This window comes from Arthrobacter sp. Z1-9, from assembly GCF_054792695.1.
On record NZ_CP096456.1, the window covers coordinates 1,370,784 to 1,397,393 of the forward strand.

A 26,610-nucleotide genomic window follows, 5' to 3' on the forward strand; every position below is an offset into this window, starting at 1 on the left:
CATCATGACGTCCGTGGGCTGGATAGGTTTCCGTAACCCGGACCACTCTCGACTACGCTGGACCGTGACGAGTACGTCGAGTCTTTTAGCAAGATCCCCCCGTTAATCGCCCATAAGGAGCAAATTCATGGCGCTTATCGATGCCATCCACGCCCGCGAGATCCTCGATTCCCGTGGCAACCCGACAGTAGAAGTTGAAGTTCTGCTCTCCGACGGCCAGATCGGCCGTGCAGCAGTTCCCTCCGGCGCTTCCACCGGTGAGCACGAGGCCGTTGAGCTGCGTGACGGGGACAAGGGCCGTTACCTCGGCAAGGGCGTCCAGAAGGCCGTTGACGCGATCATCGACCAGATCGCTCCGGCCCTGACCGGCTTCGACGCCACCGACCAGCGCAGCATCGACCAGGCCATGCTGGACCTGGACGGTACGCCGAACAAGGGCAAGCTGGGCGCCAACGCCATCCTGGGCGTTTCCCTGGCCGTTGCCAACGCAGCTGCCGCCTCGGCAGACCTGCCCCTGTACAAGTACCTGGGCGGCCCGAACGCACACGTCCTGCCGGTCCCGCTGATGAACATCCTCAACGGCGGCTCGCACGCTGATTCCGACGTCGACATCCAGGAATTCATGGTTGTCCCGCTCGGTGCCGAGACCTTCTCCGAGGGCCTGCGCTGGGGCGTTGAGGTCTACCACGCGCTCAAGTCCGTCCTGAAGGAAAAGGGCCTCGCCACGGGCCTCGGCGACGAAGGCGGCTTCGCCCCGAACCTGCCGTCCAACCGTGCGGCCCTGGACCTGATCCAGGAAGCCATCAAGAACGCCGGCTACACCCCGGGCAAGGACATCGCGCTGGCCCTGGACGTTGCCTCCTCGGAGTTCTTCACCGACGGCGCCTACCAGTTCGAAGGCAAGTCGCTGACCTCCGCCGAGATGAGCGCTTACTACACCGAACTCGTCGCCGACTACCCGCTGGTCTCCATCGAGGACCCGCTGGACGAGAACGACTGGGACGGCTGGAAGACCCTCACCGACTCCATCGGCGACAAGGTCCAGCTGGTGGGCGATGACCTCTTTGTCACCAACCCCGCCATCCTGCAGCGCGGCATCGACACCAAGACCGCAAACTCGCTGCTGGTCAAGGTCAACCAGATCGGTTCCCTCACGGAGACCCTGGACGCCGTGAGCCTGGCCCAGCGTGCCGGCTACACCACCATCACCTCGCACCGCTCCGGCGAAACCGAGGACACCACCATCGCCGACATCTCGGTGGCCACCAACGCCGGCCAGATCAAGACCGGCGCACCGGCCCGCTCCGAGCGCGTTGCCAAGTACAACCAGCTGCTGCGCATCGAAGAGGAGCTCGACGACGCCGCGCGCTACGCAGGCCGCAGCGCGTTCCCGCGTTTCAAGGGCTAGTAGCCGCGTAAACGACGAGGCGGTGGCTATGGTTGAAAGACCATAGCCACCGTTGTTGTTTAGGCAGCATTAGTTTCAGCCCAGCTAGTGGCGGCCCAGGCAGGCTGCGCGTTTCAGGAGTGTCATGGCTACCCGCCGTCCCAAAGTCCCAAAGGTCGCCTCTTCCCGTTCGGGCACAACGCGTCCGGGCCAGGAAACGGACAGTGACGCCGATGTCATCCGGGCGGATTTCGGCTCCGCCAAGGAAAACCCCGGCACCGACGGGCCCGGCCGGAAAGCTGCGGGACCCAAGACGGGTTCCAGGAACGTTCCGGGTTCACAGGGCGCCACCTCGCCTGAGGGCGGAGCGAAGGGAAGCAGTTCCCACGGTGCTTCCCGGGCGGCCGGCACCGAAACGCCTGAAGACCAGCAGCCTGTTCCGGCCAAGGCTTTTTCCGGACGCATGCTCGCCCTGGCAGTGGTCATGATCGCCATCACCATCATGCTGGCGCCCACCGTGAAGATTTTCTTCGATAAAAGGGCTGAAATCGCAGCCCTGAACGCTGATATTGCCGCCCGCCAAGCGGAAGGTGACAGCCTGCGGCAGCAGGTTTCCCGCTGGCAGGACCCCAACTACGTGAAACAGCAGGCCCGGGACCGCATTAACATGGTTATGCCGGGCGAAACCGGCTACTGGGTCTTCGGCAGCGATTTGCCGGCCGGAGCGGGTAGTAGCCAAACCGGTGCAGCAGCACAAGACCCCGCCGATCTGCCGTGGGTGGATTCCCTGTGGGAGTCCATCACGCGCGCGGCCACAGACTGAACCGCAAAAGGAAGGACGGCCCGCGACAGTGGAACCCAACACGGCAGCCGCCCGGGACGAATCCCGCCAACCATCAGCGCAAGACCTGGAAGTACTGAGCCGCCAACTGGGACGGCCGGTCAGGGACGTAGTGGAGATCCCTGCGCGCTGCGTCTGCGGCAACCCCCTGGTGGCCGCCACTGCTCCCCGCCTCGGCAACGGAACCCCGTTCCCCACCACCTTCTACCTGACGCATCCGGTTATCACGTCTGCGGTTTCCCGGCTCGAAGCTGCGGGCGTGATGAACGTGATGAACGAGCAACTGGCCGGCGATGACGTACTGGCCGCCGCCTACCGCTCCGCGCACAACGCGTACCTTCAGGCACGCGCCGACATCGGTGAACGGTCCGGCATCGGAGCCGTCCCCGAAATCGACGGGATCTCCGCCGGCGGCATGCCCACCCGCGTCAAATGCCTGCACGTCCTGGTAGGGCACTCACTCGCGGCCGGTCCGGGAGTCAATCCGCTGGGGGACCAGGCCATTTCCGCCATCAGTGAATGGTGGACCGCGGACACGTGTTACTGCGAAGGCGCCTGGGACACCACCGGGGAAGCCCCGTCCCGGGACCTCAGCCGCCACGGGCCGCAGGGTCTGCCGGACATCGTAGGCCGCCCCGCGCCCGTTCGGAAAACCTCCGGCACTGCAGAGGCCGGGAAATGACCCGCGTCGCCGCCATCGACTGCGGCACCAACTCCATCCGACTCCTTATCGCCGACATCGAACGCAGCAACGGGACCACCAGCCTCAAGGACGTTGTGCGCGAGATGCGCGTAGTGCGCCTGGGCCAGGGAGTGGACGCCACCGGCGAACTGGCTCCCGAAGCCCTGGAGCGCACCTTCGCAGCGGCCGCCGACTACGCCCGCCTGATCCAGGACCACGGTGCCGGCAAGGTACGTTTCGTTGCCACCTCCGCCAGCCGCGACGCGCGGAACAGGGACGTCTTCGTCGACGGCATCCGGGACCTTTTAGGCGTGGAACCTGAGGTCATCTCCGGCGACGAGGAAGCCGAGTTGTCCTTCAATGGCGCCAGCAGCGTCCTGCCCATCCTCGACGGCCAGGAGGTGCTCGTGGTTGACCTGGGCGGCGGAAGCACCGAATTCGTCCTGGGCACGGCAGCGGGCGTGACGGCAGCCAAATCAGTGGACATCGGCTGCGTGCGGCTGACCGAAAGGCATCTGCGCAACGATCCGCCCACCGCCGAACAGATAGCAGCAGCGGAAGCCGACGTGGACGCCGCCATTGCCCGCGCCGGACAGGACGTTCCGCTGGAACGCGCCACCGCCGTCGTCGGCGTTGCCGGGTCCATCACCACCATCACGGCCCACGCCCTTCGGCTGCCGGAATATTCGCCCAACGCGATCCACGGCACCGAACTGCCCATTGACACCGTGCGGGCCGCCTCCACCGATCTTCTGGAAATGACGCGTTCAGACCGCGCCGCACTGCCCTACATGCATCCGGGCCGGGTGGATGTCATCGGCGCAGGCGGGCTGGTCTGGCGCCGCATCCTCGAACGGCTGGCGGAGTTGACCGGCGGACGCATTGCAACAGCCACAGCCAGCGAACACGACATTCTCGACGGCATAGCCCTGAGCATCGGCTGACGGCCCATGCAGAAACACCTGATGTGGATGGAATCACCGCTTGGACGGGCCGGCGCAGCACTGCTCGCGCTGGTCCTGGCCGGCGGCTGCCTCGTCACCGGTCTCGCCACCGCTCCGGCGGCACAAGCGGACGAATGGCGCGACAAGCAGTACTGGCTGGCCGAGACCGGCATCACCAAGGCCTGGGAGGTTTCCAAGGGCGCCGGCGTGAAGGTCGCCGTCATCGACAGCGGCGTGGACGCCCGGCATCCGGACCTTAAGGGAGCCGTTGCCGGCGGCTACGACGCCTCCGGGTCCGGACAGCCCGACGGCCAAAAAGGTGTGGGCTCCAAGACTGAACACGGCACCCTCGTGGCCACCATGCTTGCAGGACGGGGCCATCAGCCCGCCGACGCCACAGCCAGTCCAACACCCGGTCCGGCAGCCCTTCCTCCCGACGGAATCGTCGGCGTGGCGCCGGAGGCCCAGATCCTCGCAGTCTCCACCTGGCTGGGCTCAACGAACCCCTCAGGCAAAAGCGACCAGGACCAGATTCCCGAAGCTGTCCGCTGGGCGGTGGACAACGGCGCCAAGGTCATCAACATTTCCCTGGGCAGCACCACCCCGCAGTGGCCGCAAAGCTGGGACGCCGCCTTTCTCTACGCAGAGCAAAAAGACGTGGTGATCGTGGCAGCCGCTGGCAACCGGGTGGGAGGCAACACACAGGTGGGCGCTCCCGCCACCATTCCCGGCGTCCTCACCGTCGCCGGCCTGGACCGCAAGGGCGCGGCCAGCGTTGACGCGTCCTCCCAGGGAATCACCATCGGCGTCGCGGCGCCCGCGGAAAACCTGCTGGGCGGCCTTCCGGGCGGCAGCTATGCGGAATGGGCAGGAACGTCGGGTTCAACCCCCATTGTTTCCGGCGTTGCGGCGCTGATCCGGTCCAAGTGGCCGGATATGTCCGCGAAGCAGGTCATCAACCGGATTGTGACGACCGCAAAGGACGCCGGGGCCCCCGGCAAGGATCCGCTTTACGGCTTCGGTGTGCTCGACGCCGAGGCGGCTTTGAAGGGCACCGTCCCCGAAGCCGCCGCAAACCCGCTTGGCTCCATCGCGGAATGGATCCGGGTCCACCGCCGGGGCAACTTCGCAACCCCCGCCCCGCTGCCTACCTCGGAAGTTCCCAGCGCCGTCCCTACCTTGCCGGAGGCCACCGTGCCCGCAGCCGAGCCGCCGTCGCAGCGGGAAACCGCCCTTGGCGCCGCGGTCGTGGTCGGCTTCAGCCTGTTGTTCACGGCAATCATCGCAGCTGCAGTCATTCAACTCCGGCGGGTGGCGAGGAGCCCGGCGGAGGTGGCCGAGGAGCCCGACACCGGCGTGGTGAACACGGTGGACTCGGGCCGCTGAGTTCCGGGATTGTAGCCTTTCAGCAGCTAGTGAAGATTTTCACAAACTGCTGTATCCTTAAACTATGGCAACCACCCCAGAGCTCCAGGACCGTCCCAGGGTACTCGTCGTCGGCGGCGGGTACGTCGGCCTGTACGTAGCACTCAAACTGCAGAAGAAGATCGCGAATGCCGGTGGCATCGTCACCCTCGTGGATCCACTGCCCTACATGACCTACCAGCCGTTCCTGCCCGAGGTGGCCGGCGGCAACATCGAGGCACGCCACGCTGTGGTCTCCCACCGCCAGCACCTCAAGCAGACCGAACTGATCCAGGGCCGCGTTACCTCGATCGACCACGCCAACCGCACGGCTGTGGTGGCTCCCGCCGACGGCGGCGCGCACTTCGAGGTTCCCTACTTCGATGTCGTGATGGCCGCAGGCGCCATCACCCGTACGTTCCCCATCAAGGGCCTCGCGGACAAGGGCATCGGCCTGAAGACCATCGAGGAAGCTGTAGCCCTCCGCAACAAGGTCCTGGAGCGCATCGAAGTTGCCTCCACCATGACCGACCCCGCGGCCCGCGCCAAGGCCCTCACCTTCGTTGTGGTGGGCGGCGGTTTTGCCGGCATCGAGTGCATCACCGAGATGGAGGACCTCGCCCGGGCCGCCGTCCGGAACAACCCGCGCATCAAGCAGGAGGAAGTCCGCTTCGTCCTGGTTGAAGCCATGGGCCGGATCATGCCGGAAGTTACCGCCAAGCAGGCGGAATGGGTTGTGGAGCACCTCCGCAGCCGCGGCATCGAGGTACTCCTCAACACGTCCCTGGACAACGCAGAGGGCACGCTCAAGCTCATCAACCTCCCGGACAAGACCCCCGCGCAGGAGTTCGAATCGGACACCCTCGTGTGGACCGCCGGTGTACAGGCCAACCCGATGGTCCGGTCCACCGACTTCCCGCTTGAGCCGCGCGGCCGCGTCCGCGTCCTGCCGGACCTTCGGGTTGCCGGCGACGAAGGCATCGTCGAGAACGCCTGGGCAGCCGGCGACGTCGCCGCCGTTCCGGACCTCACCGGCAAGGGCCTCCCGGACGGCACCTGCGTCCCCAACGCCCAGCACGCGCTCCGCCAGGCGAAGCGCCTCGCCAAGAACCTGTGGGCCTCCCGCTGGGACAAGCCGCTGAAGGACTACAAGCACAAGAACCTCGGTGCTGTTGCGGGCTTCGGTGAGTGGAAGGGCGTTGCCAACATCAACCTTGTGGGCAGCATCGGGCTCAAGGGCGGACTCGCCTGGCTCGCGCACCGCGGCTACCACGGCATGGCCATGCCCACGTTCGAGCGCAAGTTCCGCGTGATCTTCAACTGGATCCTCAGCTTCTTCGCAGGCCGCGACACCACGCAGCTGATGGACCTGGACAACCCGCGCGGCGCGTTCGTCGCTGCCGCCACCCCGGCTCCCAAGCCTGCTGCTGCAGCCGCACCTGCGGCCCCTGCCGCGCCCGGAGCCGGCGCCTCAGGTTCCACTGCGGTGGGCTCCAAGGAATCGGTCACGGCCAACGCCAAATAGACCGGGCCTGCCTTAACGCACGACGGCGGCTGTCCCCTTCCAGGGACGGCCGCCGTTTGCTTTTGCCCGGCAAGCTCAGCGCGGGGGCCTAAGCGCGTCTCATAAACCCGGCAGCAGGCCGCGCCTCCTAGACTGGGCAGCATGACTGGCGAAAAGAACCTCCAGACCCTGCTGGCAGGCATGCGCCCGGTCCGGCGGCCCGGCGAATACGTTTACGTCCTGTGGCCGCACGGACGGCCGCTGGCATCTGGCATCGAAGCGGCGGTCCGGGAGGCCGAGGGCCTCACCGTAGTCCTGCCGCGTGCAGAAGCGGACGAAGAAGGGCTGTCCTACGACTTCGTGGGTGCCTGGATCACGCTGCAGATCCACTCGGCACTGGAAGCCGTGGGATTGACCGCGGCCGTCAGCAAAGCCCTCACGGAGGCCAGGATCAGCTGTAATGTGCTGGCCGGGTTCCACCACGACCACCTGCTGGTGCCGGTAGCGGACGCCCCACGCGCCCTGGAGGTGCTGGCTGACCTCGCCGGGCAGGTGCAGGATCACGGACAGCTGCCGCGGCCCGGGCTGGTGCTGCGCGACGAGACCCCGGCAGACCGGAATGCCATCCTCGCCCTGGCAGCCGAAGCCTTCGCCGTCTCCCCGGCTACAGGACTTCCGGCGGACGGGGAACCGGTTGAAGTCAACGTGCTCCGGGAGCTTTTTGACGCCAAGGAATACCTTCCCGGGTTCAGCGTGGTTGCGGTCCTTGACGGCGAGGTCGTGGGGCACGTGATCAGCACCCGCGGGTGGGCGGGGGACCAGGAACTCCTGGGTCTCGGCCCTATCGGAGTCACGCCCCGGCTCCAGAGGCAGGGCATCGGTTCTGCCCTGATGAAGGAGAGCATCGCCAGGGCCAACGCTGCGGGGGAGATCGGCATCGCGCTGCTGGGCAGCCCTGCCTACTACTCCCGCTTCGGATTCGTCCCGGCCGCGACCCTGGGTGTGCTCCCGCCGGAGGAGGCGTGGGGCGACTTTTTCCAGCTTCTTCCGCTCGCCCTGTGGCATGGCGGGGTCCGCGGGACCTTCCGGTATGCCGAACCGTTCACGCGCCTCTGACGGGATACCATTGAGCCGTTGCCCCAGTAGCCCAATTGGCAGAGGCAGCGGACTTAAAATCCGCGTGTTGTGGGTTCGAGTCCCACCTGGGGTACCTGGCAGAACCTGGTACCGAGTGCCCGGTGATTGAGGAAGTCGTCCGCATCGCGGGCGGCTTCCTCCATTTAATTCCACATATGCAACGACTGTTATAAGGATGTGACCTCAGTCACTTATCTTCCCGGTGTATATGCATTAGCTTGAAAACTAAATCAGGAACACCTGATTTTTCGTGTCAAAGGCCGTTCGCACCTTTAGATCGAGGAGCTCGTAAATGACTTTATTCCCCCAGGCGGGAACCCGCGTTGCCAAGCTGACAGCGCTTGGCATCGGCGTCGCCTTTATGGCAACGGCTTGCGGCGGTTCGTCCACACCCACGGCGTCCGAAACCGCCACCGGATCAGCGGCAGGAATTGCATGCCCTGCCCCCGGCTCCACCGGCGGAAGCACCGCCCAGGCCACTGGCGCGGGCGGCGCGGTCCCACCGTCCAAGGGCACCACCGAGACTCCGCTGAAGCTCGGTTCGCTCCTGCCCACCACCGGCTCGCTGGCTTACCTCGGCCCGCCGGAAATCGCCGGCGTTAACCTCGGTGTCAAGGAAGTCAACGACGCCGGCGGCGTCCTCGGCAAGCCTGTTGAAGTGGTGCACCGCGACTCCGGCGACACCAAGACGGACATCGCAACCCAGTCCACAGCGGCATTGCTTGGCCAGGGCGTCAACGCCATCATTGGTGCAGCCTCCTCCGGCGTCTCCAAGACCGTCATCAACCAGATCACGGGCGCCAATGTGCTCCAGTTCTCGCCCGCCAACACTTCGCCGGACTTCACCACCTGGGACGACAAGGGCCTGTACTGGCGAACAGCGCCCTCGGACGTTCTCCAGGGCAAGGTCCTGGGCAACTACATGGCCACCTGTGGCGCCCAGACTGTCGGCATGATCGTCCTGAATGACGCCTACGGCACAGGGCTGGCAACCAACATCAAGGCAGCCTTCGAGTCGGCCGGCGGCAAGGTGGTAGCTGAGGAGCTCTTCAACGAAGGCGATACCCAGTTCAGCAGCCAGGTGGACAAGGTCATCGCAGCCAAGCCCGATGCCATCGCCCTGATCACCTTCGACCAGGCCAAGAGCATCGTTCCGCTGATGACCGGCAAGGGTGTCAAGGCCACGCAGATGTTCCTGGTGGACGGCAACACCTCGGATTACAGCAAGGACTTCCAGCCCGGCACCATGCAGGGAGCCCACGGCACCTTCCCGGGAACCTTTGCCAACGAAACCTTCACCAAGAAGCTCCTTGAGGTGGACCCGGCCCTGAAGGACTTCACCTACGGCGGCGAATCCTACGATGCAGTGAACCTGATTGCACTGGCGGCTGAAGCTGCCGGCAGCACCAGCGGCCCTGAAATCGCCAAGCAGCTCAAGGGAGTCTCGGAGGCCGGTGAGAAGTGCACCAGCTTCCCCTCCTGCGTTACCCTGCTGCGCGAGGGCAAGGACATCGACTACGACGGCCAGTCCGGCCCAGTGACGTTCTCCGACGCCGGTGACCCGACCGAGGCCTACATCGGCATCTACGAGTACACCAACGAGAACAAGCTCAAGCCTCTCCAGTCGGAGTTCGGCAAGCTCTAAACACTAGTTCCGATACACCAAAGAGCCCCTGTCCAGCCGGACAGGGGCTCTTTGGTGTATCGCTTGCCTTTACTCGACCGTATCGGCCAGCGTGCCGAGGTACAGCTGAATGACCTTGGGGTCCTTCATGAGTTCGCGGCCCGTGCCGGTGTAGGCATCCCTGCCCTGGTCCAGCACGTAGCCGCGGTCGCAGATCTGGAGGCAGCGCCGGGCGTTCTGTTCCACCATGATCACCGAAACGCCCGCGCGGTTGATCTCGTGGACACGCAGGAAGGTTTCGTCCTGCTTGACGGGGGAGAGGCCCGCGGACGGCTCGTCGAGCAGCAGCACCGCCGGATTCATCATCAGCGCCCTGCCCATGGCCACCATCTGGCGCTCGCCGCCTGAGAGGGAGCCGGCGCGTTGGGCACGGCGCTTGCCAAGTTCGGGAAACAGGCCGGTGACGAAGTCGAACCGCTCCGCGAAGTCCTTGGGCCGCTGGAACATGCCCATCTGCAGGTTTTCCTCGATGGTCAGGGTGGCGAACACATTGTTCGTTTGCGGGACGAAACCTACGCCCCGGGACACGAGTTTGTTCGCTTTCAGCCCGGTAATGTCCTGTCCACGGACAATCACTGTTCCGGAATGAACCTTCACGAGGCCGAACATGGCTTTCAGCAGTGTGGACTTGCCGGCCCCGTTGGGCCCGATGATGCCGATCAGTTCGCCCTTGCGGGCCTCGATGCTGCAGCCGTTCAGGATGTTGACCCCGGGCAGGTAACCGGCCACCAGGTCGGTGACCTTGACCACGGAGTCGCTGTCGCTGACTGGCTGTGCGGCGGGTGCCGTGCTGGTGCTGCTCATTGGGTGTCCTTCTCTGTGCTGCCGGTCTCCGTGCTTCCGTGGCGGCCGCGCGGTTGATCCCGCTGTGGCTGGCCGTCCCCGCCGCGGGCGGGTTCGTCGCCTTCTGCGGCCACCACGTCGACTGCGATGATGCCGGCATTTTCTGTTCCAACGATGGATTCCTCGTCAGCCACAAGTTCTGCTGCAAGCTCCTTGATGCCCTCGGAGTCTCCAAGGTCGACGTCGTGGTGGGCGCCCAGGTAAGCGTCGATGACTGCCGGGTTCTTCATAACCTCCCCGGGAGGACCTTCCGCAACCACCTTTCCCTCAGCCATGACCACTACCCAGTCGGCAATGTGCCGGACCATGTGCATATCGTGTTCGACGAAGAGGACCGTCATGCCTTCGGCTTTAAGGTTCTTGATGTGGTCCAGCAGGGACTGCGTCAACGCGGGGTTGACTCCTGCCATGGGCTCATCCAGCATCACCAGCTTGGGCCGGACCATAAGCGACCGGGCCATCTCCAGGAGCTTGCGCTGGCCGCCTGAAAGGGAAGCCGCGTAGTCGTCCTTTTTGGCGTCGAGCTTGAACTTCTCCAGCAGGACGTCGGCTTCGGCGGTGATCTGCTTTTCCCTGCCGCCCCAGATGCCCTTGAACAGGGCCTTCGCGAGGCTCTCACCGGGCTGGTTTGCGGCCCCCAGGCGCATGTTCTCCATCACCGTGAGCTTGCCCATGACTTTGGTGAGCTGGAACGTGCGCACCATTCCCATCCGCGCCACCTTGTAAGGGGACACCCCGGCCAGGCTTTGGCCTTCGAACTGCCACTTGCCGCTGTTGGGCGTATCAAAACCGGTGAGCAGGTTGAAGAGGGTGGTTTTACCGGCTCCGTTGGGGCCGATCAGCGCGGTGATCTTGTGGCGGGGGATTTCCAGGTACTTGACGTCCACTGCGTTGATGCCGCCGAAGCTTCGGGTGACGTTTTCGGCCACGACGATGGGGTCCCGCTTCTTGCAGCCTGGGCCGGTCTCGCCGGCAGCTATGGGACGGGTGTCCGTCATGTAGTCCGGTTCCCCGGCACGTGTGGTGGTGGATTCTTCGCTGTGCTTGCTCATGCGAACGCCAGCTCCTTCTTGTTTCCGAAGACGCCCTGCGGCCTGAAGATCATCAGCAGCATTAGGGCGACGCCAACCAGGATGTAGCGCAGCTGCCCGGCCTGGACCGTGTTGAGCCACGTAACGGCACCTGACTCGATCAGGCCGTAGAGGATCCCCTGGGTCAGGGAGAGGACCACCCAGAAGATCATGGCGCCAATGACCGGGCCGAGGACCGTGGCCATGCCGCCGAGCAGGAGGCAGGTGTAGAGGAAGAACGTGAGTTCCGTTCCGTAGTTTGCCGGCTGCACCGCTCCGCGGGGGAGGGTGAAGACCATGCCGGCGAGGGCGCCCAGCACGCCGCCGATAATGAGGGCCTGCATCTTGTAGGCGTAGACGTTCTTGCCCAGCGAGCGTACGGCGTTCTCGTCTTCGCGGATGCCCTTGAGCACCCGTCCCCAGGGGCTGCGCATGAGCAGCCACACGAGGGTGCAGCAGAGGACCACCAGCCCCCATCCCACCACACGAATGAAGAAGTCGCGGCTGTTCATGCCGAAGTAGGAGCCTTCAGGGAACGGGTTCATGGAGTAGAACCCGCCTTCGAAGGCCGCGAGGCCGTTGGCTGATCCGGTGACCGAGGTGAGCTGGTTGGTGGTGACGATGTACCGCACGATTTCGGCCGCCGCAATGGTGACGATGGCGAGGTAGTCGGCCCGGAGCCTCAGGGTGGGGATGCCGAGCAGCAGCGCAAAAATAGCTGAGGCAATAACGGCGATGAGCAGCCCCACGAAGAATGGGACGCCAAAGGTGAGGGTGGAGATGGCGAAGCCGTAGGCGCCCACGGCCATAAAGCCGGCCTGGCCGAAGTTGAGCAGCCCCGAGTAACCGAAATGTACGGCGAGGCCGAGTGCGGCCAGGGCGTAGGCGGCCGTAGTCGGACTGAAAATCTCAGTGGCGGCGCTGGCGAGAATGAATCCAAAGTCCATGGCTGTCTCCTAACCCACGCGCTCGCGTCGGCCCAGGATTCCCTGCGGCCGGAACAAGAGGACAACGATCATGATGAACAGTGCTCCCACGTATTTGAGGTCGGCGGCGAGGCCGAACACGGTGGTCAGCTCCACGAAGATGCCGACGATGATGGAACCGATCAGGGCGCCGAAGACGGTGCCGAGGCCGCCGAGGGTTACGCCGGCGAAGATCAGCAGCAGGATGGCGGAACCCATGTCGAACGTGACGCCCGGACGGTAGTACGCCCAGAGGATGCCGCCGAGCGACGCCAGCATGCCGCCGGTGATCCAGACCAAACGGATCACACCGTCGACGTCGATTCCCGACGCCGCAGCGAGGGCCGGGTTGTCCGCCACTGCACGGGTGGCTTTACCCAGCCTGGTTTTCAGCAGCACAATGCCGATCAGGGCGATCACCACCGCGCTGATGCCCAGGGACCAGAGGTTGTTGGGCGATATGGAAACCGGGCCGAGCTGGATCTCGGGGCTCTGGGCGAACGGCAGCTGCTGGGTGGCCCCGCCGAAGAAGAACTGGATGACATACCGGACGGCAAGGGCAAGGCCGATGCTGACGATCATCATGGGCACCAGGCCTGTGCTGCGGCGCCGCAGCGGCCGCCACAGCCCCCTGTCCTGGATGAAGCCGAACAATCCGCCGCCCAGCAGGGAAAGAATGATGGCCAGCCAGAACGGAAGTCCGATTGCATTGAACGCAAACACCAGCACCGCGCCCAGGGTAACCATCTCGCCGTGGGCGAAGTTTGTCAGGCCCGTGGTACCGAAGATCAGCGAAAGCCCAACGGATGCCAGTGCCAGGAGCAGCCCAAAGCTCAACCCCGCCACGAGCCGGTTGAGCAGGTTCTGGCCGAAGTCCTGCTGCTGGACCACAATGCCTTTGCCGAAGGCAAAGATGACCGACAGGTTGGACGTCTGGCTGAACGTGACATCGCGGGGATTCTCCTGGCCTTCGGCCAGCGTAATGCCCTCAGGCAGGGTCGATTCGTCCAGTTCCACGGTGTAGGTGCCCTGCTGGGGCACACCAATGCTCCAGGACCCGTTCGCGGACGACTTGGCGGTGCCTGTGAAGTCGCCGCTCTTGGCGGTGATGGTCACGTCCGCAATTGGCGCGCGCGTATCGTCCCGGAGGAATCCGCTGATGTTGTTCTGGAAGGTTTGGTTCGACGGGGATGGTGTCGGTGAGGGGGAAGTGGCTTGGGATGCCGGGGCCGCCACGAGGAGGATTGCCAGGATGGATGCGCTGATGGCTCCCAGTAGTCTTAGCAACCCGGGGCGTCCTCCGGCCAACAGGCCTTGGGGTGTACTTCTCAAATTGAAAACCTCCACTTGGGGGGCGGTCTCGGCTGCGCCATTGCAGCCGCTGCGAACGGATGCAGGGCTGGGATGATGCCATAACGCCCTGCACCTGTCACGCATGTGAGTTCCGTCACCCTGCTTGGCTTATGCTACAGCCCGAAAGAACCTCTAAATGCCCTGATTGGGGGCGTCGGCATAGCGATCAGGTAACAACTGCACTGAACCGTGGGCCCCAACCGGTGGAGGAGCAGGAGGAAACCTTTGTTGAGCCACGGTGCTTCCCGGGCAGCCCGACCGCTTGCTCAACTCCGCTGGCCTAACCGCCGTACGGCTCCAGCACATCACGGTTGGGTTGCACCCGGTACTTCAGGGAACTTTTAGCAGTGCCACGACGTGAAAATTGGTAGCGTAAACCATAAGGTTCACAAACACATCCCATACATGGAGGAATCCCGCAATGGCACTTGGCGGCAACCCGATCTTCAACGGAAAAAGCTTCCGTGGAGCCACCCAGGCACCGCCTGTCCCGCAGGCTCCCTATGGCCAGGCCCCGTACGGCCAGCAGCCGTATGGCCAGGCTCCGTACGGCCAGCAGCCATATGGCCAGGCTCCTTACGGCCAGGCTCCGTACGGCCAGCAGGGCTACGGACAGCAGCCCATGACTGACGCGCAGCTGCAGCAGATGTACAACCAGCCTGCCGCAGGCCCGGCGGACACCGGCCGGATGACCTTCGACGACGTCATCGTCAAGACCGCAGCCTGCCTCGGAGTGCTGCTCGTCGGTGCCGCGGTGACAATGTTCGTCGGCATGAGCCTCGCCTCACTGCTGATGATTGTCGGCGCCCTTGGCGGCTTCGTGCTGGCACTGGTCAACACTTTCAAGAAGCAGCCTTCGCCGGCCCTAATCCTGGCTTACGCCGGGCTAGAAGGACTCTTCCTCGGTGGCCTCACCCGGGTCCTGGACACCATGTACCCGGGAGTGGGGCTGCAGGCTGTCCTCGGCACGCTGTCCGTCTTTACCGTGACGCTCCTCCTCTTTAAGAGCGGCAAGGTCCGCGCCACGCCCAAGGCCATGAAGTTCTTTATGATCGCCATCGTTGGCTACGCGCTGTTCTCCGTGGTGAACCTCGTCATGATGGTAACGGGCCTGACCACTGAACCGTTTGGGCTGCGAAGCGGCATCATCGGCATCGCCATCGGTATCCTCGCCATCGGTCTCGCGGCCTTCTCGCTGGTCATGGACTTCACCAGCATTGAAGCGGGCGTCCGCAGCGGTGCTCCGCAGCGTTTCTCCTGGACGGCCGCCTTCGGCCTCACCGTCACGCTCGTGTGGCTGTACGTGGAAATCATCCGCCTGCTCGCCATCCTGCGCGGGGACGACTAACCGCACTGAGGCGTCCCGCCGTCGGACGCCTCCTGCAAACCGGCAACAAAGCTGAGGGCCCCACCGGAAGGTGGGGCCCTCAGCCGTTATTGCCAGGTTCAGGCGATCCGCATGGCGCCGGCCGCCGGTGTCACCGTGAAGATGTCAGGTGCAGTAAAACCGGCACCGGCGAAAGCCTTGACGACGGCGTCCCGCACCTTTTGCTCCGAGCCGACGGGAGTGAGCGCAATGGCCGCGCCGCCAAATCCACCGCCCGTCATCCGGGCGCCAATGGCGCCGTTGGACCGGGAAGCTTCCACGGCAAGGTCCAGTTGCGGGCAGGAGATTTCGAAGTCGTCGCGCATGGAGGCGTGGCTTGCGTCCAGGAGGGCGCCGATCGACGCCGGTCCCTCGGCTGCCAGGAGCTCCACAGTCTGGAGTACGCGGTCATTCTCGGTGACCACGTGCCGTACCCGGCGGAACGTCACTTCATCCAGGAGCCCGGCAGCTTCCTTGAGGTCGGCAACCTGCACGTCGCGCAGTGCCGTAACCCCCAGAACCTCGGCCCCCAGCTCGCAGGATGCCCGGCGGGAGGCGTAACCGCCGTCGGCATGGGAGTGCGAGACCTTGGTGTCGATAACAAGCATCACCAAGTCCGCCGGCTCCGTCTCAAACGGAACCAAGCTGACATGCTGGTCCCTGCAGTCCAGGAAGACGGCGTGGCCCTTCGACCCCCTCAGCGAGGCGGACTGGTCCATGATCCCGGTGGGCGCGCCCACAAAGTCGTTTTCGGCCTGCTGGGTGGCCAGGACCATGTCCTCCGCCTGCAGCCGTGCGCCGGTCAGTTCATTCAACGCGGTGATGACGGCGCATTCGATGGCATGGGAGGAGGAGAGCCCCGCGCCGAGCGGGACGTTCGAGTCCAGCAGCAGGTCCATGCCCGGAACATCAATGCCCCGCTGCCGGAGCGCCCACATAACGCCCAGCGGATATTTGGTCCAGCCCTTGGCCGAACCGGGCTCCAGGGAATCCAGTGAGGTGGTCACCACGCCCTGGTCGCCGTAGGTGGACAGAAGCCGAACAGTCTTATCAGCGCGGGCCGCTACCGCCACGCGGGCGGTCCGGTCGATGGCGAAGGGCAGGACATACCCCTCGTTGTAGTCCGTGTGTTCCCCGATCAGGTTGACCCGTCCCGGTGCCTGCCAGGTTCCCGTCGGAACCCCGCCGAACTCCCGGGTGAACCGGGTGGCCAGGTCTTCGGCAGCAGTGCTTTCCGGCGTGGTCAGCGGGTCAGGTGCGGCACTCAAGCGGGGGCTCCTTCGGGCAGGGCTGCCCGAAGGGCGGCCGGGGAGGGTGTTGAAACTGGAACGGTCACGTTGCGCAGGCGCTCTGCCACACTTTCCGGGGTGGTGTCATTGATAAACGCTCCCATGGCTGCCTCCGACCCCGCGAGGAACTTCAGCTTGTCGGGGGCCCGCCGCGGCGAGGTCAGCTGGAGGTGAAGGTAGCTTGCAGGACGCAGCACCGCGTCCAGCGGGGCCTGGTGCCATGCGGAGATGTACGGGGTAGGTGTGGGGTAGAGCGCGTCCAGCCGTTTGAGCAGGTCAAGGTAGACGTGCGCCAGTTCGTCCTTTTCTTCCCCGCTCAGCGCAGCCAGATCCGGAACCTGGCGGTGGGGAACCATGTGGATCTCGAGCGGCCAGCGGGCCGCAAACGGGACATAGGCGCTGAAGTTTTCGCCTTCCATGACCATTCGGCTGCCGTCCTGACGTTCCGAGCGCAGCAGGGAGCCGGTGAGGGTCTCACGGCCGTCCGCTGCATCGTAGAACTTCCGGGCAGCGGCGCCCAGGACACCGGCGCGTGGGGTCACATAAGGGTAGGCGTAGATCTGGCCGTGCGGATGGTGGAGGGTGACGCCGATATCCGCGCCGCGGTTTTCGAAGGGGAAGACCTGCTTGATTCCCGGAAGGGCGCTCAGCGCTGCCGTGCGCTGCGCCCATGCCTCGATCACTGTGCGGGAGCGGGCTTCCGTGAGGCCGCTGAAGGATCCGGTATGGGCCGGGGTGAACGCCACCACCTCGCAGCGGCCATACGCCGGGCCGGTTGTTCCCCAGGCCGCATCGCCGGGCACTTCACCGAGAGCCGGGCCGAGGGACGGGAAGCGGTTTTCGAACACCACAACGTCGTAGTCGTCAGCCGGTATCTCCGATGGATTGCCGGCAGTGGTGGGGCAGATGGGGCACTGGTCCGCCGGCGGCAGGTGGGTGCGGCTTTGGCGGTGGGCTGCTACCGCCACCCATTCATCGGTGAGGGCATCGAAACGGACTTCACCCGGTTCGCCCCTGGGCGGCAGGGCCCGGTGGTCGGTAGTGGTGTCCGCGGTCCGCGCCTTAGGGCGGTCGGAGTCGTCAAAATAAATCAGCTCCCTGCCGTCGGAGAGCCTGGTGCTGGTGATTCCCGTCATGAATCCCGTCCTGTTGATGTTGCTGCAACTTAACACCATTGTGCCACGGATCGCTCAAAAGAGAATAGAAACAAACAAAACATAACAACGTGCAGTGCAAGCAGCCGGGGGTGCGCTGTAGCGTATTGCTCATGACTTCCGATTCACCCCTCGAAACCAGCGTCGCATCAGGCTACCGGGCGTACGCGACCGGCCGGCAGTATGAACTCCGGCGGGGAGACGCCTTGGCAGTGGTCACCGAACTGGCCGCCGGGCTTCGCTTGTTCAGCAGGGGAGGTGTCCAGCTGACGGAAACGTACGGCGACGACGAGATCCCACCTGGCGGGTCAGGGATCACCCTTGCGCCGTGGGCCAATCGCGTCGAAGACGGCCAGTGGTTCCTGGACGGCAAGAAGCAGCAGCTGGCCATCACCGAGGTGGCACGCAACAACGCAAGCCACGGACTCCTCCGCAACGCCTCCTACGCACTGATTGATGAGTCCGAACATTCAGTCACGCTCGAGGCCACCATTTTTCCCCAGCACGGTTACCCCTTCCTGGCGCGCCACCGGGTGCAGTACCTCCTCACCGAAGACCTTGGCCTGGAGGTCCGCCAGACGCTGGCCAACGATTCCAGGAAGGCTGCGCCGTTTGTCCTTGGGGCCCATCCGTATCTGCGGCTGGGGGACACCGCAGTTGAGGAACTGGTGCTAACGGTGTCCGCTGACACCCGGTTGTTGGCAGACGAGCGCCTCATTCCGCGTGACAGCGCACCCGTCCAAGGTGACACCGACTTCCGGACGGGGCTGCATGTTGCCCCGCTGAACGTGGACGTCGCCCTGACGGGCCTGCAGTTCGAAGGCGGCAAGGCACGGCACACGCTCGCGGCTCCGGACGGCCGGCAGGTGAGCCTCTGGCAGGACGAATCCTGCAAGTACGTCCACGTCTACGTCAGTACCCTGTATCCCGGGCGCAGCCGTGCGGTGGCTGTTGAACCCATGACCGGTCCCGCCAATGCCTTCAACTCCGGCGACGGACTCCGCTGGGTGCAGCCGGGGGAATCCTTCACCATGTCATGGGGGATCGACTACCGTTCCGGTGCCGCCGGCTAGCAGTTTCCCATTAGGCCGTGGCTGGGGAATTATTAGGCTATGACGCCAGCCGAGGATCCCGTTTCGCCCGACCCTCAACTTCCCGTGCGGCAACCATCCGCTGCACCGGCCAACGGAACTCCGCCGCTGCGGGTGCTGACGGACCGCGAACTGGACAAGGACATTCCTTACGGAGTGCGCATCGCCGCGTCCTGGGCCTGGCGCCTGGGACTCATCCTCCTTGTGGGCGGCGTCCTGGTGTGGCTGCTAAGGGGGATCAGTTTCCTGATTATTCCGGTGATGGTCGCAGCCCTCCTGGCCGGCCTCCTGAATCCGGTGGTGGGCTGGCTGAAAAGGCGCCGGGTGCCCGGCGGGGCGGCTGTGGCCATCACGGTGGTGGGCTTCCTGGGCTTGATCGGGGGATCGCTGGCGCTCGTGGGCAGGCAACTGGTCGCGGGCTTCGGGGAACTCTGGTCCGAAGCGCTGACCGGCATCCGGCAGATCCAGAACTGGTTGTCAGAGGGGCCCCTCCACCTGACGGCCGACCAGATCGATCAATACCTGCAGGAGGCCAGTACGGCGCTGCAGGACAACACCAGCAATATCCTCAGCGGTGCACTGTCCTTCGGCAGCAGCGCAGGGCATTTCGCTGCGGGACTGGTCCTTGCGCTCTTCGTCCTCATCTTTTTCCTGCTCGAGGGCGACCGGATCTGGGCGTTCCTCGTCCGGCTGCTGCCACGGAAGGCGCGGGCGGCGACGTTCGGCGCCGGGCGCAAGGGCTGGGCTTCGATGGTCAGCTATGCACGCATCCAGATGTTTGTGGCCTTTGTTGATGCGGTGGGCATCGGCCTGGGCGCCGCGATTATCGGCGTCCCGCTGGCACTGCCCCTGAGCGTCCTGGTGTTTATCGGTTCGTTCATCCCGATCGTTGGCGCCCTGGTGACCGGCGCCATCGCGGTACTGCTCGCGCTGGTGGCCAACGGCCCCATCAACGCCCTGGTCATGCTCGGCATCGTGCTGCTGGTCCAGCAGCTGGAGAGCCACATCCTTCAGCCGCTGGTGATGGGCAAGGCGGTAGCCCTGCATCCGGTGGCAGTAATCCTGTCGGTAGCGGCCGGCTCCTACCTGGCCGGAATTCCGGGTGCGCTGTTCTCGGTGCCCATCCTCGCCGTCGCAAATTCGGCCGTTCGCTACATCGCCGCCAGAACGTGGGAACATGAACAGGTGTTGGCATCACCTGCAGGCTCGGTGGCTGCCGGCGCCGGCCCGGACAACACCATTAAGCGTGTTGACCCGCCGGACGCCCTCAAAGGCGGCGGGGACGCCGCAGCCAGCACCAACGCAGAACAACCTGGCGCCCGTTCCAACGACGCGGCGCCGGGGCCGAAATCCAGAGGAGAATAGTCCGTGAACATCCTTGAAACCCTTCCCGTCACGCTGGACGATGTCCTGGAGGCGCAGAAGCTGCTCGACGGGATTATTGCGCGGACCCCGGTGGAATCATCCCGGGCCCTGGGTGCGCTGGTCGGCGGTGACGTCTACTTCAAATGCGAGAACCTCCAGCGGGCGGGATCATTCAAGGTCCGTGGCGCGTACGTACGGATGGCACGGTTGTCCCCGGAAGAGAAAAAGCGCGGCGTGGTGGCCGCGTCCGCAGGCAACCACGCCCAGGGCGTCGCCGTAGCCGCTAAGAGCCTCGGTATCAAAGCCCGCATCTACATGCCGCTGGGAGTTGCGCTGCCGAAACTGGCTGCCACCCGCAGCCACGGGGCTGAAGTCATCCTGCATGGGCACAATGTCGACGAGGCGCTGGCGGAGGCCCAGCGGTACAGCAACGAAACCGGAACCGTCTTCGTCCACCCGTTCGACAACGTGGACGTCGTGGCAGGCCAAGGCACCCTGGGACTCGAAATCCTGGAGCAGGTACCCAACGTTGACACCGTGCTCATGGGTGTAGGCGGCGGGGGACTCCTGGCGGGCGTCGCCGTCGCCATCAAGGCCCGGGCCAGGGAACTTGGCCGGGAGATCCGTATCATCGGCGTGCAGGCCGAGAACGCTGCTGCGTACCCCCCCTCACTCGCTGCTGATGCACTCGTCCCGTTGAAGAAGGTGTCCACCATGGCGGACGGCATCGCCGTCGGACGCCCGGGGCAGCTTCCCTTCAGCATCATCCGTGAGCTGGTGGACGACGTCGTAACGGTCAGTGAAGACTCCCTCGCGCGTGCCCTGATTTTCCTGCTGGAGCGGGCCAAGATGGTGGTGGAGCCTGCCGGCGCGGTGGGTGTGGCCGCCCTCATGGACGGCAAGATCGAGAACCCCGGAACCACGGCCGTGGTCCTGTCGGGCGGCAACATCGATCCCATGCTGATGCTCAAAGTCATCCAGCGCGGCCTCTCCGCGGCAGGGCGTTACATGACCGTCCGCATGATGCTGGACGACCGCCCCGGCTCACTTGCCACCATCGCCCGCATCATCGCCGAGAACGACGCCAACGTCACCGGGCTGGACCATACCCGGGTTGGCGGGTCAATCAGCATGGGCGACGTCTCCATCACGGTCAACCTGGAAACCAAGGGTCACGAACACTGCGAGCAGGTCCTCAGCGCACTCCGCGCCGAGGGTTTCCAGCCCATCGTGGTGCACTAGGAGAAGCCATGGCCGGACTCACGGGAAACGGAGGCTGGGAGCGGCGGACCATCGCCGCCCGGGCAAAGGGCGGACTGCTGGTGCTTGGCGGGTTTGTGGCCCTCCTGTTCGCCATCGAACTGTTCAACGCGCTGATGCTGCGCTCGCTGAACCGGACGTTCGGCCTGCGGCCCAGGAGCGCCGACGGGCTGCTGGACATCTTCACCTTCCCGCTCCTGCACGCCAACCTGAACCATTTGTTGTCCAACAGCCTGCCGCTGATAATTTTCGGCTTCCTGGTCTTTCTGTCCGGACTGCGGGTTTTCCTGACGGCGCTGGCGTTCAGCTGGCTCGGATCCGGGCTGACTGTCTGGCTGATCGGGAACGGCGGCATTACGGTGGGAGCCTCCGGCCTGGTCTTCGGGCTGTTCTCGTTCCTGCTGGTCCGGGGCTTTTTCAACCGCAGCTGGCGGCAGATCCTCCTGGCAGTTGTGCTGTTTATGGGCTACGGCAGCATCCTGCTGGGCGTCCTCCCGCTGGTCTCCGGTTTCGTCTCCTGGCAGGCCCATCTCGGCGGCGCGGCCGGGGGAGTGGTGGCCGCGCTGCTCCTGCGGCCCGGCAAAGGCGTAACGGGCATCAGGTCCTGACCTCCGTCAGCCTTCCCCGTTAAAAGCGAAAACGCTGGCCGCCCTTCCGGGCGGCCAGCGTTTCTTTACGGCTAATACCTATGCTGCATACGGCTTGGCCGAAAGGATCTCCACTTTGATGTCCTTGCCGTTGGGTGCCGTGTAGCTCAAGGTGTCGCCTTCCTTGTGGCCAAGGATGGCGGCACCCAGCGGAGACTTCTCGCTGAACACGTCAAGATCGGAATCGCCGGCGATTTCGCGGGAACCGAGCAGGAAGGTTTCTTCGTCACCGGCAATCCTGGCCACCACGATCATCCCTGGCTCCACGATTCCGTCATCTGCCGGAGACTCGCCTACGTGGGCGTCCCGAAGCAGGGCCGTCAGCTGGCGGATGCGGGCCTCGATCTTGCCCTGTTCCTCCTTGGCCGCGTGGTAGCCGCCGTTTTCCTTGAGGTCACCCTCCTGCCGGGCTGCTTCAATTTTCTGGACGATCTCCGCCCGGCCAGCGCCGGAAAGGTGGTCCAGCTCTGCCTTCAGGCGGTCAAAAGCTTCCTGGGTAAGCCAGGCTGCAGCTGCGCTGTTGGTGGTAGACACGGACTTCTCCTCTAATGGTCCTACATGCAAAAGACCCCGCCACGGTGGCCACTTGTGGAACAGTAACCAGCTCAGCGGGGTAAAGGTATTGCTCCATTGTAGTCAACCCTATGGATTTAACCCAACAAGGAAGCGGCACGCATCACATGTTCTGTCCGGAGCCGCCCGGAATCCAGCAGCTGTCCACCACGCCGGATACGGACAGTGACTCGGTCCTGACCGGGACCCGCTGCGAAACCGTTCGCCCGCCGTCGGCTGTTCCATCTGCCTGCGAAGGAGGAATGTCCACCACTTTCCACCCCACCACGGCGTACTTCGAATCCAAAGCCTTGACGGCGCACTGCACAGAGGTTCCCGGTTCCCTGGTCACCTGGAAGTCCACCTCGGCCAGCGTGGCGTCCGTGGTGACATAGCCGATGTCCTTGAAGCTCACCTCGGTGAGGGAATTCGACGTGGAAACCCAGGCCATAAAACCGATCCCGGCCGCCAGGGCAGCGCCTCCGATAATGCGCTTGGCGGCGGGGGAGAGCCGGCGCTTTTTAGCACCATAACGATTGGCTAGGCTAGTGTTCGCGGGCTTGGAATGCGCCGGCTGGTCCGGGGAGGTCACCCAACCAGTTTAGTGCCCCTTCCGGCGGACCTTTCCGGCCGATGGCACAACAGGCCTTTCCTGTGCCCGCCCCGCTCAGCAATCGTTCAGCAGCCACTAGCCGCAATGAAGAATAAGGAGCCGTCCTTCGATGACAGCGTCCAGTAACTCCCACGCACCGCTTCGGCTGCTTGCCGTCCACGCCCACCCGGACGACGAGTCCAGCAAGGGCGCTGCCACAATGGCCAAGTACGCAGCATCGGGGGTGGAGGTCATGGTGGCCACCTGCACGGACGGTTCACGCGGGGACATCCAGAACCCCGCGGTGGAAGGCGAGCCGCACCCCAAACGGGACATGGCCGGTGCCCGGCGCCTGGAGATGGAACGGGCCGCCCGGATCCTCGGAATCAAGCAGCGCTGGCTCGGCTTTGTGGATTCGGGCCTGCCCGATGGCGATCCACTTCCGCCCCTGCCGGCCGGGTCCTTCGCCACCTTGCCGCTTCACCACGCGGCCGCCCCTTTGGTCCGTTTGGTCCGGTCCTTCAAGCCCCACGTCATCCTCAGCTACGACGAGAACGGCGGGTATCCGCACCCGGACCACATCATGGCGCACCGGGTTGCCGTCGAAGCCTTTGACGCTGCCGGTGACCCGGCGCGCTATCCGGACGCCGGTGAACCCTGGGAACCGGGCAAGCTGTACTACGACCGGGCCTTCAGTCCGGAACGCTTCCGTGCCCTGCATTTCGCCCTCGAGGAGGCCGGGCTCCAGTCCCCGTACGCGGAGCGGCTCGCGGCATGGCTGGAGTCCGACGCCGAGGGCCACACTCCGCCCCCGGCACCCCATCCCACCACCACCCAGGTGGACTGCGGAGACTTTTTCGAAGTGCGCGACGACGCCCTGCGTGCGCACCGTACGCAGGTGGACCCGCTGGGGTTCTTCTTTGCGGTGTCCCCGGAAATGCAGCGCAAGGCCTGGCCTTGGGAAGATTACTCGCTGATCCGGTCCAGGGTGCCGTCCGAGCTCCCGGAGAAGGACCTGTTCGCGGGGCTAAGATAGAAGCGGCAGGCATTTCTATGCCACGTAGAAGACGTCCCCGGACCCGGGCCCGCCGAATCTGCTGCCTGCTGACACCCGTTCCATAGAAGGTATTCAACGTGCAACGTCTGCTCCTCAGCCTGGCTACCACCCCCTCGCCCCTGCCCACGCCCTCCCTGCGTGAGGGCATCTCCGAGGACCAGGTAACGCCGGGCCTCCTGGGCTTCATCATGACGGCTTTCTTTGTGGTAGCCACGGCCCTGCTGATCGTTGACATGGTGCGGCGGATCCGCCGTGTCCGCTATCGGGCCCAGGTGGAGGAGGAACGCATCGCCGCGGCCTCCGTTGCCGACGTCGAAGCGGCGGAAGCCGCAGAGGCGGGTTCCGGGGCGGCAGGGCCTGCTGCAGGTACAGCCGCCGGCGATTCGTACCAGGGCCCGTCCGAGGGCGGAGCAGGCACCGATCCGGGAAGCCGCCGGCACTAGGGCACGCTGCGCCCGGTTCCCTGCGCGGCCCTCAACGCCGCACAGCAGGCAGCCGGGACGGATCCCTCCAGTGCTAGCTCAGCACTGCCAGGGCAATGGCTGCGAAATGCGCAGCGAAGGCCACCACGGTCAAGGCATGGAAAAGTTCGTGGAAGCCAAAGTGGTGGTAGCTGAAGTTGGGCTTTTTCAGGGCATAGAAGACCGCGCCGGTGATGTACAGCACCCCGCCCAGGCAGATGAGGACGGCGGCGGGGGCGCTGGCCTGGAAAAACTGCGGGAGGTAGAACAGCGCGCCGCAGCCGAGGGCGATGTAGATCGGAACGTACAGCCAGCGGGGCGCCTGGGTCCAGAGCAGCCGGAACAGCACGCCCAGAATCGCGCCGGACCAGATGACCCACAGCAGCAGGACGGCCTGGGGCCGTTCCAGCAGGGTCCAGGCCAGCGGCGTATAGCTGCCGGCGATAACAAGCATGATGTTTGTGTGGTCCAGCCGCTTTAGCGTGATCTTCACCCGCGGCGACCAGTTGCCGCGGTGGTACACGGCGCTGACGCCGAACAGCAGTACGCCCGTGGCGGCGTAGATGGCCGAGGTGATCTTGCGGTCGGCAGTGGGGGCCAGGAGGACGAGGACAATTCCCGCCGCGAGTGCCAGCGGGGCGGTCACAGTGTGAATCCAGCCGCGCCACTTCGGCTTGATCATCAGGAGCTCGGCCAGGCCCACGGCGGCTTCATCCATGGGGGAGGTGCCGGCGTTCGTTTCCGCGCGGGCTTCAAGGCCTGGATTATCGTTGGGCTGCGGCCTCCGGGGACCGTCCGGGGTGTCGCTGTTCATGCCTCCAGAATAACTTACGGGCCGGTAAGTTACTGATGGGTAACACGGGTTCGCGCTCGACGAGCGTGGGGAATACGGACCCAGTCCGTGGCGGACTGTAGCCTAGGATGTGCAAGCCGAACGTACAGCAAGGAAGTCAGGTGAGAGGCCGCGTGGAGTTGCCCGGGTTCCTCTACGGCTTTTATGAGCGCCGGCTGCTGAAGGATCTTGCGCGCGACCGCATTCCCCGGCACATCGGGGTGATGGTGGACGGCAACCGGCGCTGGGCCAAGCAGTTCAACGCGCCCACCAGCCAGGGACACCAGGCGGGCGCAGACAAGATCCATGAATTCCTCGGCTGGTGCCAGGAACTTGGGGTCAAGGTGGTCACGCTGTACATGCTGTCCACGGACAACATGAACAGGTCCAGGGAAGAACTGGACCTCCTGATGGGAATTATCGCCAACACCCTGGACCGGCTGGACGACGACGCCAACATCTCCGTGCACGCCATGGGTGCTCCCGAACTGCTGCCGGACTATCTGGCCGAGCGGCTCAACAAGCTCACCGCCCGCACGCCCGTCCGGGAAAAGATCCACGTCAACGTGGCCGTGGGGTACGGCGGACGCAGGGAAATCGTTGACGCCGTGCGGGAGCTGTTGCACGACGCCGTCGCCAAGGGCGCGGACATCGGCAAGCTCGCCGACGACCTGTGCGTGGACGACATTTCCCGCTTCCTCTACACCCGGGGCCAGCCGGATCCGGACCTGGTGATCCGCACATCCGGCGAACAGCGGCTCTCCGGGTTCCTGATGTGGCAGAGCGCCTACAGCGAGTTCTACTTTTGCGAGGCGTTGTGGCCGGCATTCCGCAAAGTGGACTTCCTGCGGGCCCTCCGCGATTACGCGGGCAGGCAGCGGCGCTTCGGTTCCTGACCTTCCGGGTTCATCGACAGTTCACAGGGCTGCAACAGGAATCGCCGCGTAATGGTTGCGGAAATTACTTCCGATGGATTTACGTTATATCCATCAGCAGGCAAACCGCCGGCTGATCGGGGAGGCCAGTACATGGAGCGAATCATCGCACCGGTTGTATGGGAGGCCGGACCAGGCCTCTTGGCCGAGCCGCCTCACCACTAACAAATCCGGGCCTGCGCCCGGGGCTGGAGT

The 26,610-nt window shown here is 64.8% G+C and carries 25 protein-coding genes and 1 tRNA gene; 17 read left to right on the forward strand and 9 right to left on the reverse strand.

The annotated features are described in order from the left end of the window. Nucleotides 1–127: 127 nt before the first annotated feature. From eno to M1D93_RS06335, 9 genes are all read left to right on the forward strand, one after another. Entirely contained in the window at nt 128–1,408 is a 1,281-nt protein-coding gene (gene eno, locus M1D93_RS06295; protein WP_163164245.1) for a phosphopyruvate hydratase, read from the forward strand. Nucleotides 1,409–1,532: 124 nt separating this feature from the next. Next, entirely contained in the window at nt 1,533–2,210 is a 678-nt protein-coding gene (locus tag M1D93_RS06300; RefSeq protein ID WP_461174289.1) for an FtsB family cell division protein, read from the forward strand. 28 nt (nt 2,211–2,238) lie between these two features. After that, nucleotides 2,239–2,910, forward strand: a complete 672-nt coding sequence (locus M1D93_RS06305) for a DUF501 domain-containing protein (protein ID WP_461174290.1) — start codon at nt 2,239–2,241, stop codon at nt 2,908–2,910. Then, nucleotides 2,907–3,854 (forward strand): Ppx/GppA phosphatase family protein, encoded by a 948-nt coding sequence (locus M1D93_RS06310; protein WP_461174291.1) that lies wholly within the window; start codon nt 2,907–2,909, stop codon nt 3,852–3,854. Before M1D93_RS06305 ends, M1D93_RS06310 begins: the two co-directional genes overlap by 4 nt. Before the next feature lie 6 nt (nt 3,855–3,860). Further along, nucleotides 3,861–5,240: a S8 family serine peptidase gene (locus tag M1D93_RS06315; RefSeq protein WP_461174292.1), complete on the forward strand. Its 1,380-nt coding sequence runs from the start codon at nt 3,861–3,863 to the stop codon at nt 5,238–5,240. A 64-nt stretch (nt 5,241–5,304) separates the two neighbouring features. Further along, complete coding sequence (locus M1D93_RS06320) at nt 5,305–6,783, forward strand: NAD(P)/FAD-dependent oxidoreductase (protein ID WP_461174293.1); 1,479 nt, start codon at nt 5,305–5,307, stop codon at nt 6,781–6,783. Nucleotides 6,784–6,924: 141 nt separating this feature from the next. Then, on the forward strand, nt 6,925–7,878 hold the full coding sequence (locus M1D93_RS06325) for an N-acetyltransferase (RefSeq protein ID WP_461174294.1): 954 nt from the start codon (nt 6,925–6,927) through the stop codon (nt 7,876–7,878). 20 nt (nt 7,879–7,898) lie between these two features. Beyond that, nucleotides 7,899–7,972 (forward strand) — tRNA-Leu (locus tag M1D93_RS06330). A gap of 219 nt (nt 7,973–8,191) precedes the next feature. After that, nucleotides 8,192–9,544 carry an ABC transporter substrate-binding protein gene (locus M1D93_RS06335; RefSeq protein WP_461174295.1) on the forward strand — a complete coding sequence of 451 codons (1,353 nt, stop codon included), beginning with the start codon at nt 8,192–8,194 and terminating at the stop codon, nt 9,542–9,544. 69 nt (nt 9,545–9,613) lie between these two features. On the opposite strand, the gene M1D93_RS06340 is transcribed toward M1D93_RS06335, so the two are convergent. Genes M1D93_RS06340 through M1D93_RS06355 form a run of 4 tightly spaced genes read right to left on the reverse strand, consistent with a single transcriptional unit; the run spans nt 9,614 to nt 13,793 of the window. Continuing rightward, nucleotides 9,614–10,387 carry an ABC transporter ATP-binding protein gene (locus M1D93_RS06340; RefSeq protein ID WP_461174296.1) on the reverse strand — a complete coding sequence of 258 codons (774 nt, stop codon included), beginning with the start codon at nt 10,385–10,387 and terminating at the stop codon, nt 9,614–9,616. Then, nucleotides 10,384–11,478, reverse strand: a complete 1,095-nt coding sequence (locus tag M1D93_RS06345) for an ABC transporter ATP-binding protein (RefSeq protein ID WP_461174297.1) — start codon at nt 11,476–11,478, stop codon at nt 10,384–10,386. Before M1D93_RS06345 ends, M1D93_RS06340 begins: the two co-directional genes overlap by 4 nt. After that, on the reverse strand, nt 11,475–12,443 hold the full coding sequence (locus tag M1D93_RS06350) for a branched-chain amino acid ABC transporter permease (RefSeq protein WP_461174298.1): 969 nt from the start codon (nt 12,441–12,443) through the stop codon (nt 11,475–11,477). The genes M1D93_RS06345 and M1D93_RS06350 overlap by 4 nt, the downstream gene beginning before the upstream one ends. Before the next feature lie 9 nt (nt 12,444–12,452). Beyond that, a complete protein-coding gene (locus tag M1D93_RS06355; RefSeq protein WP_461174299.1) occupies nt 12,453–13,793 on the reverse strand; it encodes a branched-chain amino acid ABC transporter permease in 1,341 nt (446 codons plus the stop codon). 442 nt (nt 13,794–14,235) lie between these two features. Between M1D93_RS06355 and M1D93_RS06360 the strand changes: the two genes are divergently transcribed. Continuing rightward, complete coding sequence (locus M1D93_RS06360) at nt 14,236–15,162, forward strand: Bax inhibitor-1/YccA family protein (RefSeq protein ID WP_461174300.1); 927 nt, start codon at nt 14,236–14,238, stop codon at nt 15,160–15,162. Between the two features lie 98 nt (nt 15,163–15,260). Here the strand turns inward: M1D93_RS06360 and galK are convergent, their stop codons facing one another. Continuing rightward, nucleotides 15,261–16,448, reverse strand: a complete 1,188-nt coding sequence (gene galK, locus M1D93_RS06365; protein WP_461174301.1) for a galactokinase — start codon at nt 16,446–16,448, stop codon at nt 15,261–15,263. Continuing rightward, on the reverse strand, nt 16,445–17,605 hold the full coding sequence (galT, locus tag M1D93_RS06370; RefSeq protein ID WP_461174302.1) for a galactose-1-phosphate uridylyltransferase: 1,161 nt from the start codon (nt 17,603–17,605) through the stop codon (nt 16,445–16,447). Before galT ends, galK begins: the two co-directional genes overlap by 4 nt. Before the next feature lie 131 nt (nt 17,606–17,736). On the opposite strand from galT, the gene M1D93_RS06375 reads away from it, so the two are divergent. From M1D93_RS06375 to M1D93_RS06390, 4 genes are read left to right on the forward strand one after another with little or no spacing between them, the layout of a single operon-like run. Then, entirely contained in the window at nt 17,737–18,696 is a 960-nt protein-coding gene (locus tag M1D93_RS06375; protein WP_461174303.1) for an aldose 1-epimerase family protein, read from the forward strand. A 39-nt stretch (nt 18,697–18,735) separates the two neighbouring features. Beyond that, a complete protein-coding gene (locus M1D93_RS06380) occupies nt 18,736–20,079 on the forward strand; it encodes an AI-2E family transporter (protein ID WP_461174304.1) in 1,344 nt (447 codons plus the stop codon). Between the two features lie 3 nt (nt 20,080–20,082). Further along, complete coding sequence (gene ilvA / locus M1D93_RS06385) at nt 20,083–21,321, forward strand: threonine ammonia-lyase (protein ID WP_256246820.1); 1,239 nt, start codon at nt 20,083–20,085, stop codon at nt 21,319–21,321. Between the two features lie 8 nt (nt 21,322–21,329). Beyond that, nucleotides 21,330–21,947 carry a rhomboid family intramembrane serine protease gene (locus M1D93_RS06390; RefSeq protein ID WP_461174305.1) on the forward strand — a complete coding sequence of 206 codons (618 nt, stop codon included), beginning with the start codon at nt 21,330–21,332 and terminating at the stop codon, nt 21,945–21,947. A 78-nt stretch (nt 21,948–22,025) separates the two neighbouring features. Here M1D93_RS06390 and greA read toward each other — a convergent pair whose 3' ends face one another. Further along, the gene (gene greA / locus M1D93_RS06395; protein WP_461174306.1) at nt 22,026–22,520 is read right to left on the reverse strand and encodes a transcription elongation factor GreA; all 495 of its coding nucleotides are present in this window, start codon (nt 22,518–22,520) and stop codon (nt 22,026–22,028) included. A gap of 142 nt (nt 22,521–22,662) precedes the next feature. Then, entirely contained in the window at nt 22,663–23,130 is a 468-nt protein-coding gene (locus M1D93_RS06400; protein WP_461174307.1) for a DUF4307 domain-containing protein, read from the reverse strand. Between the two features lie 130 nt (nt 23,131–23,260). Here M1D93_RS06400 and mca point away from each other — a divergent pair, with 130 nt between their 5' ends. Beyond that, the gene (mca, locus tag M1D93_RS06405; protein ID WP_461174308.1) at nt 23,261–24,166 is read left to right on the forward strand and encodes a mycothiol conjugate amidase Mca; all 906 of its coding nucleotides are present in this window, start codon (nt 23,261–23,263) and stop codon (nt 24,164–24,166) included. A gap of 98 nt (nt 24,167–24,264) precedes the next feature. After that, the gene (locus tag M1D93_RS06410; protein ID WP_461174309.1) at nt 24,265–24,630 is read left to right on the forward strand and encodes a hypothetical protein; all 366 of its coding nucleotides are present in this window, start codon (nt 24,265–24,267) and stop codon (nt 24,628–24,630) included. 73 nt (nt 24,631–24,703) lie between these two features. Here the strand turns inward: M1D93_RS06410 and trhA are convergent, their stop codons facing one another. Then, the gene (trhA, locus tag M1D93_RS06415) at nt 24,704–25,462 is read right to left on the reverse strand and encodes a PAQR family membrane homeostasis protein TrhA (RefSeq protein ID WP_461174310.1); all 759 of its coding nucleotides are present in this window, start codon (nt 25,460–25,462) and stop codon (nt 24,704–24,706) included. 152 nt (nt 25,463–25,614) lie between these two features. On the opposite strand from trhA, the gene M1D93_RS06420 reads away from it, so the two are divergent. Further along, a complete protein-coding gene (locus tag M1D93_RS06420) occupies nt 25,615–26,376 on the forward strand; it encodes an isoprenyl transferase (RefSeq protein ID WP_461174947.1) in 762 nt (253 codons plus the stop codon). Nucleotides 26,377–26,610: the final 234 nt, after the last annotated feature.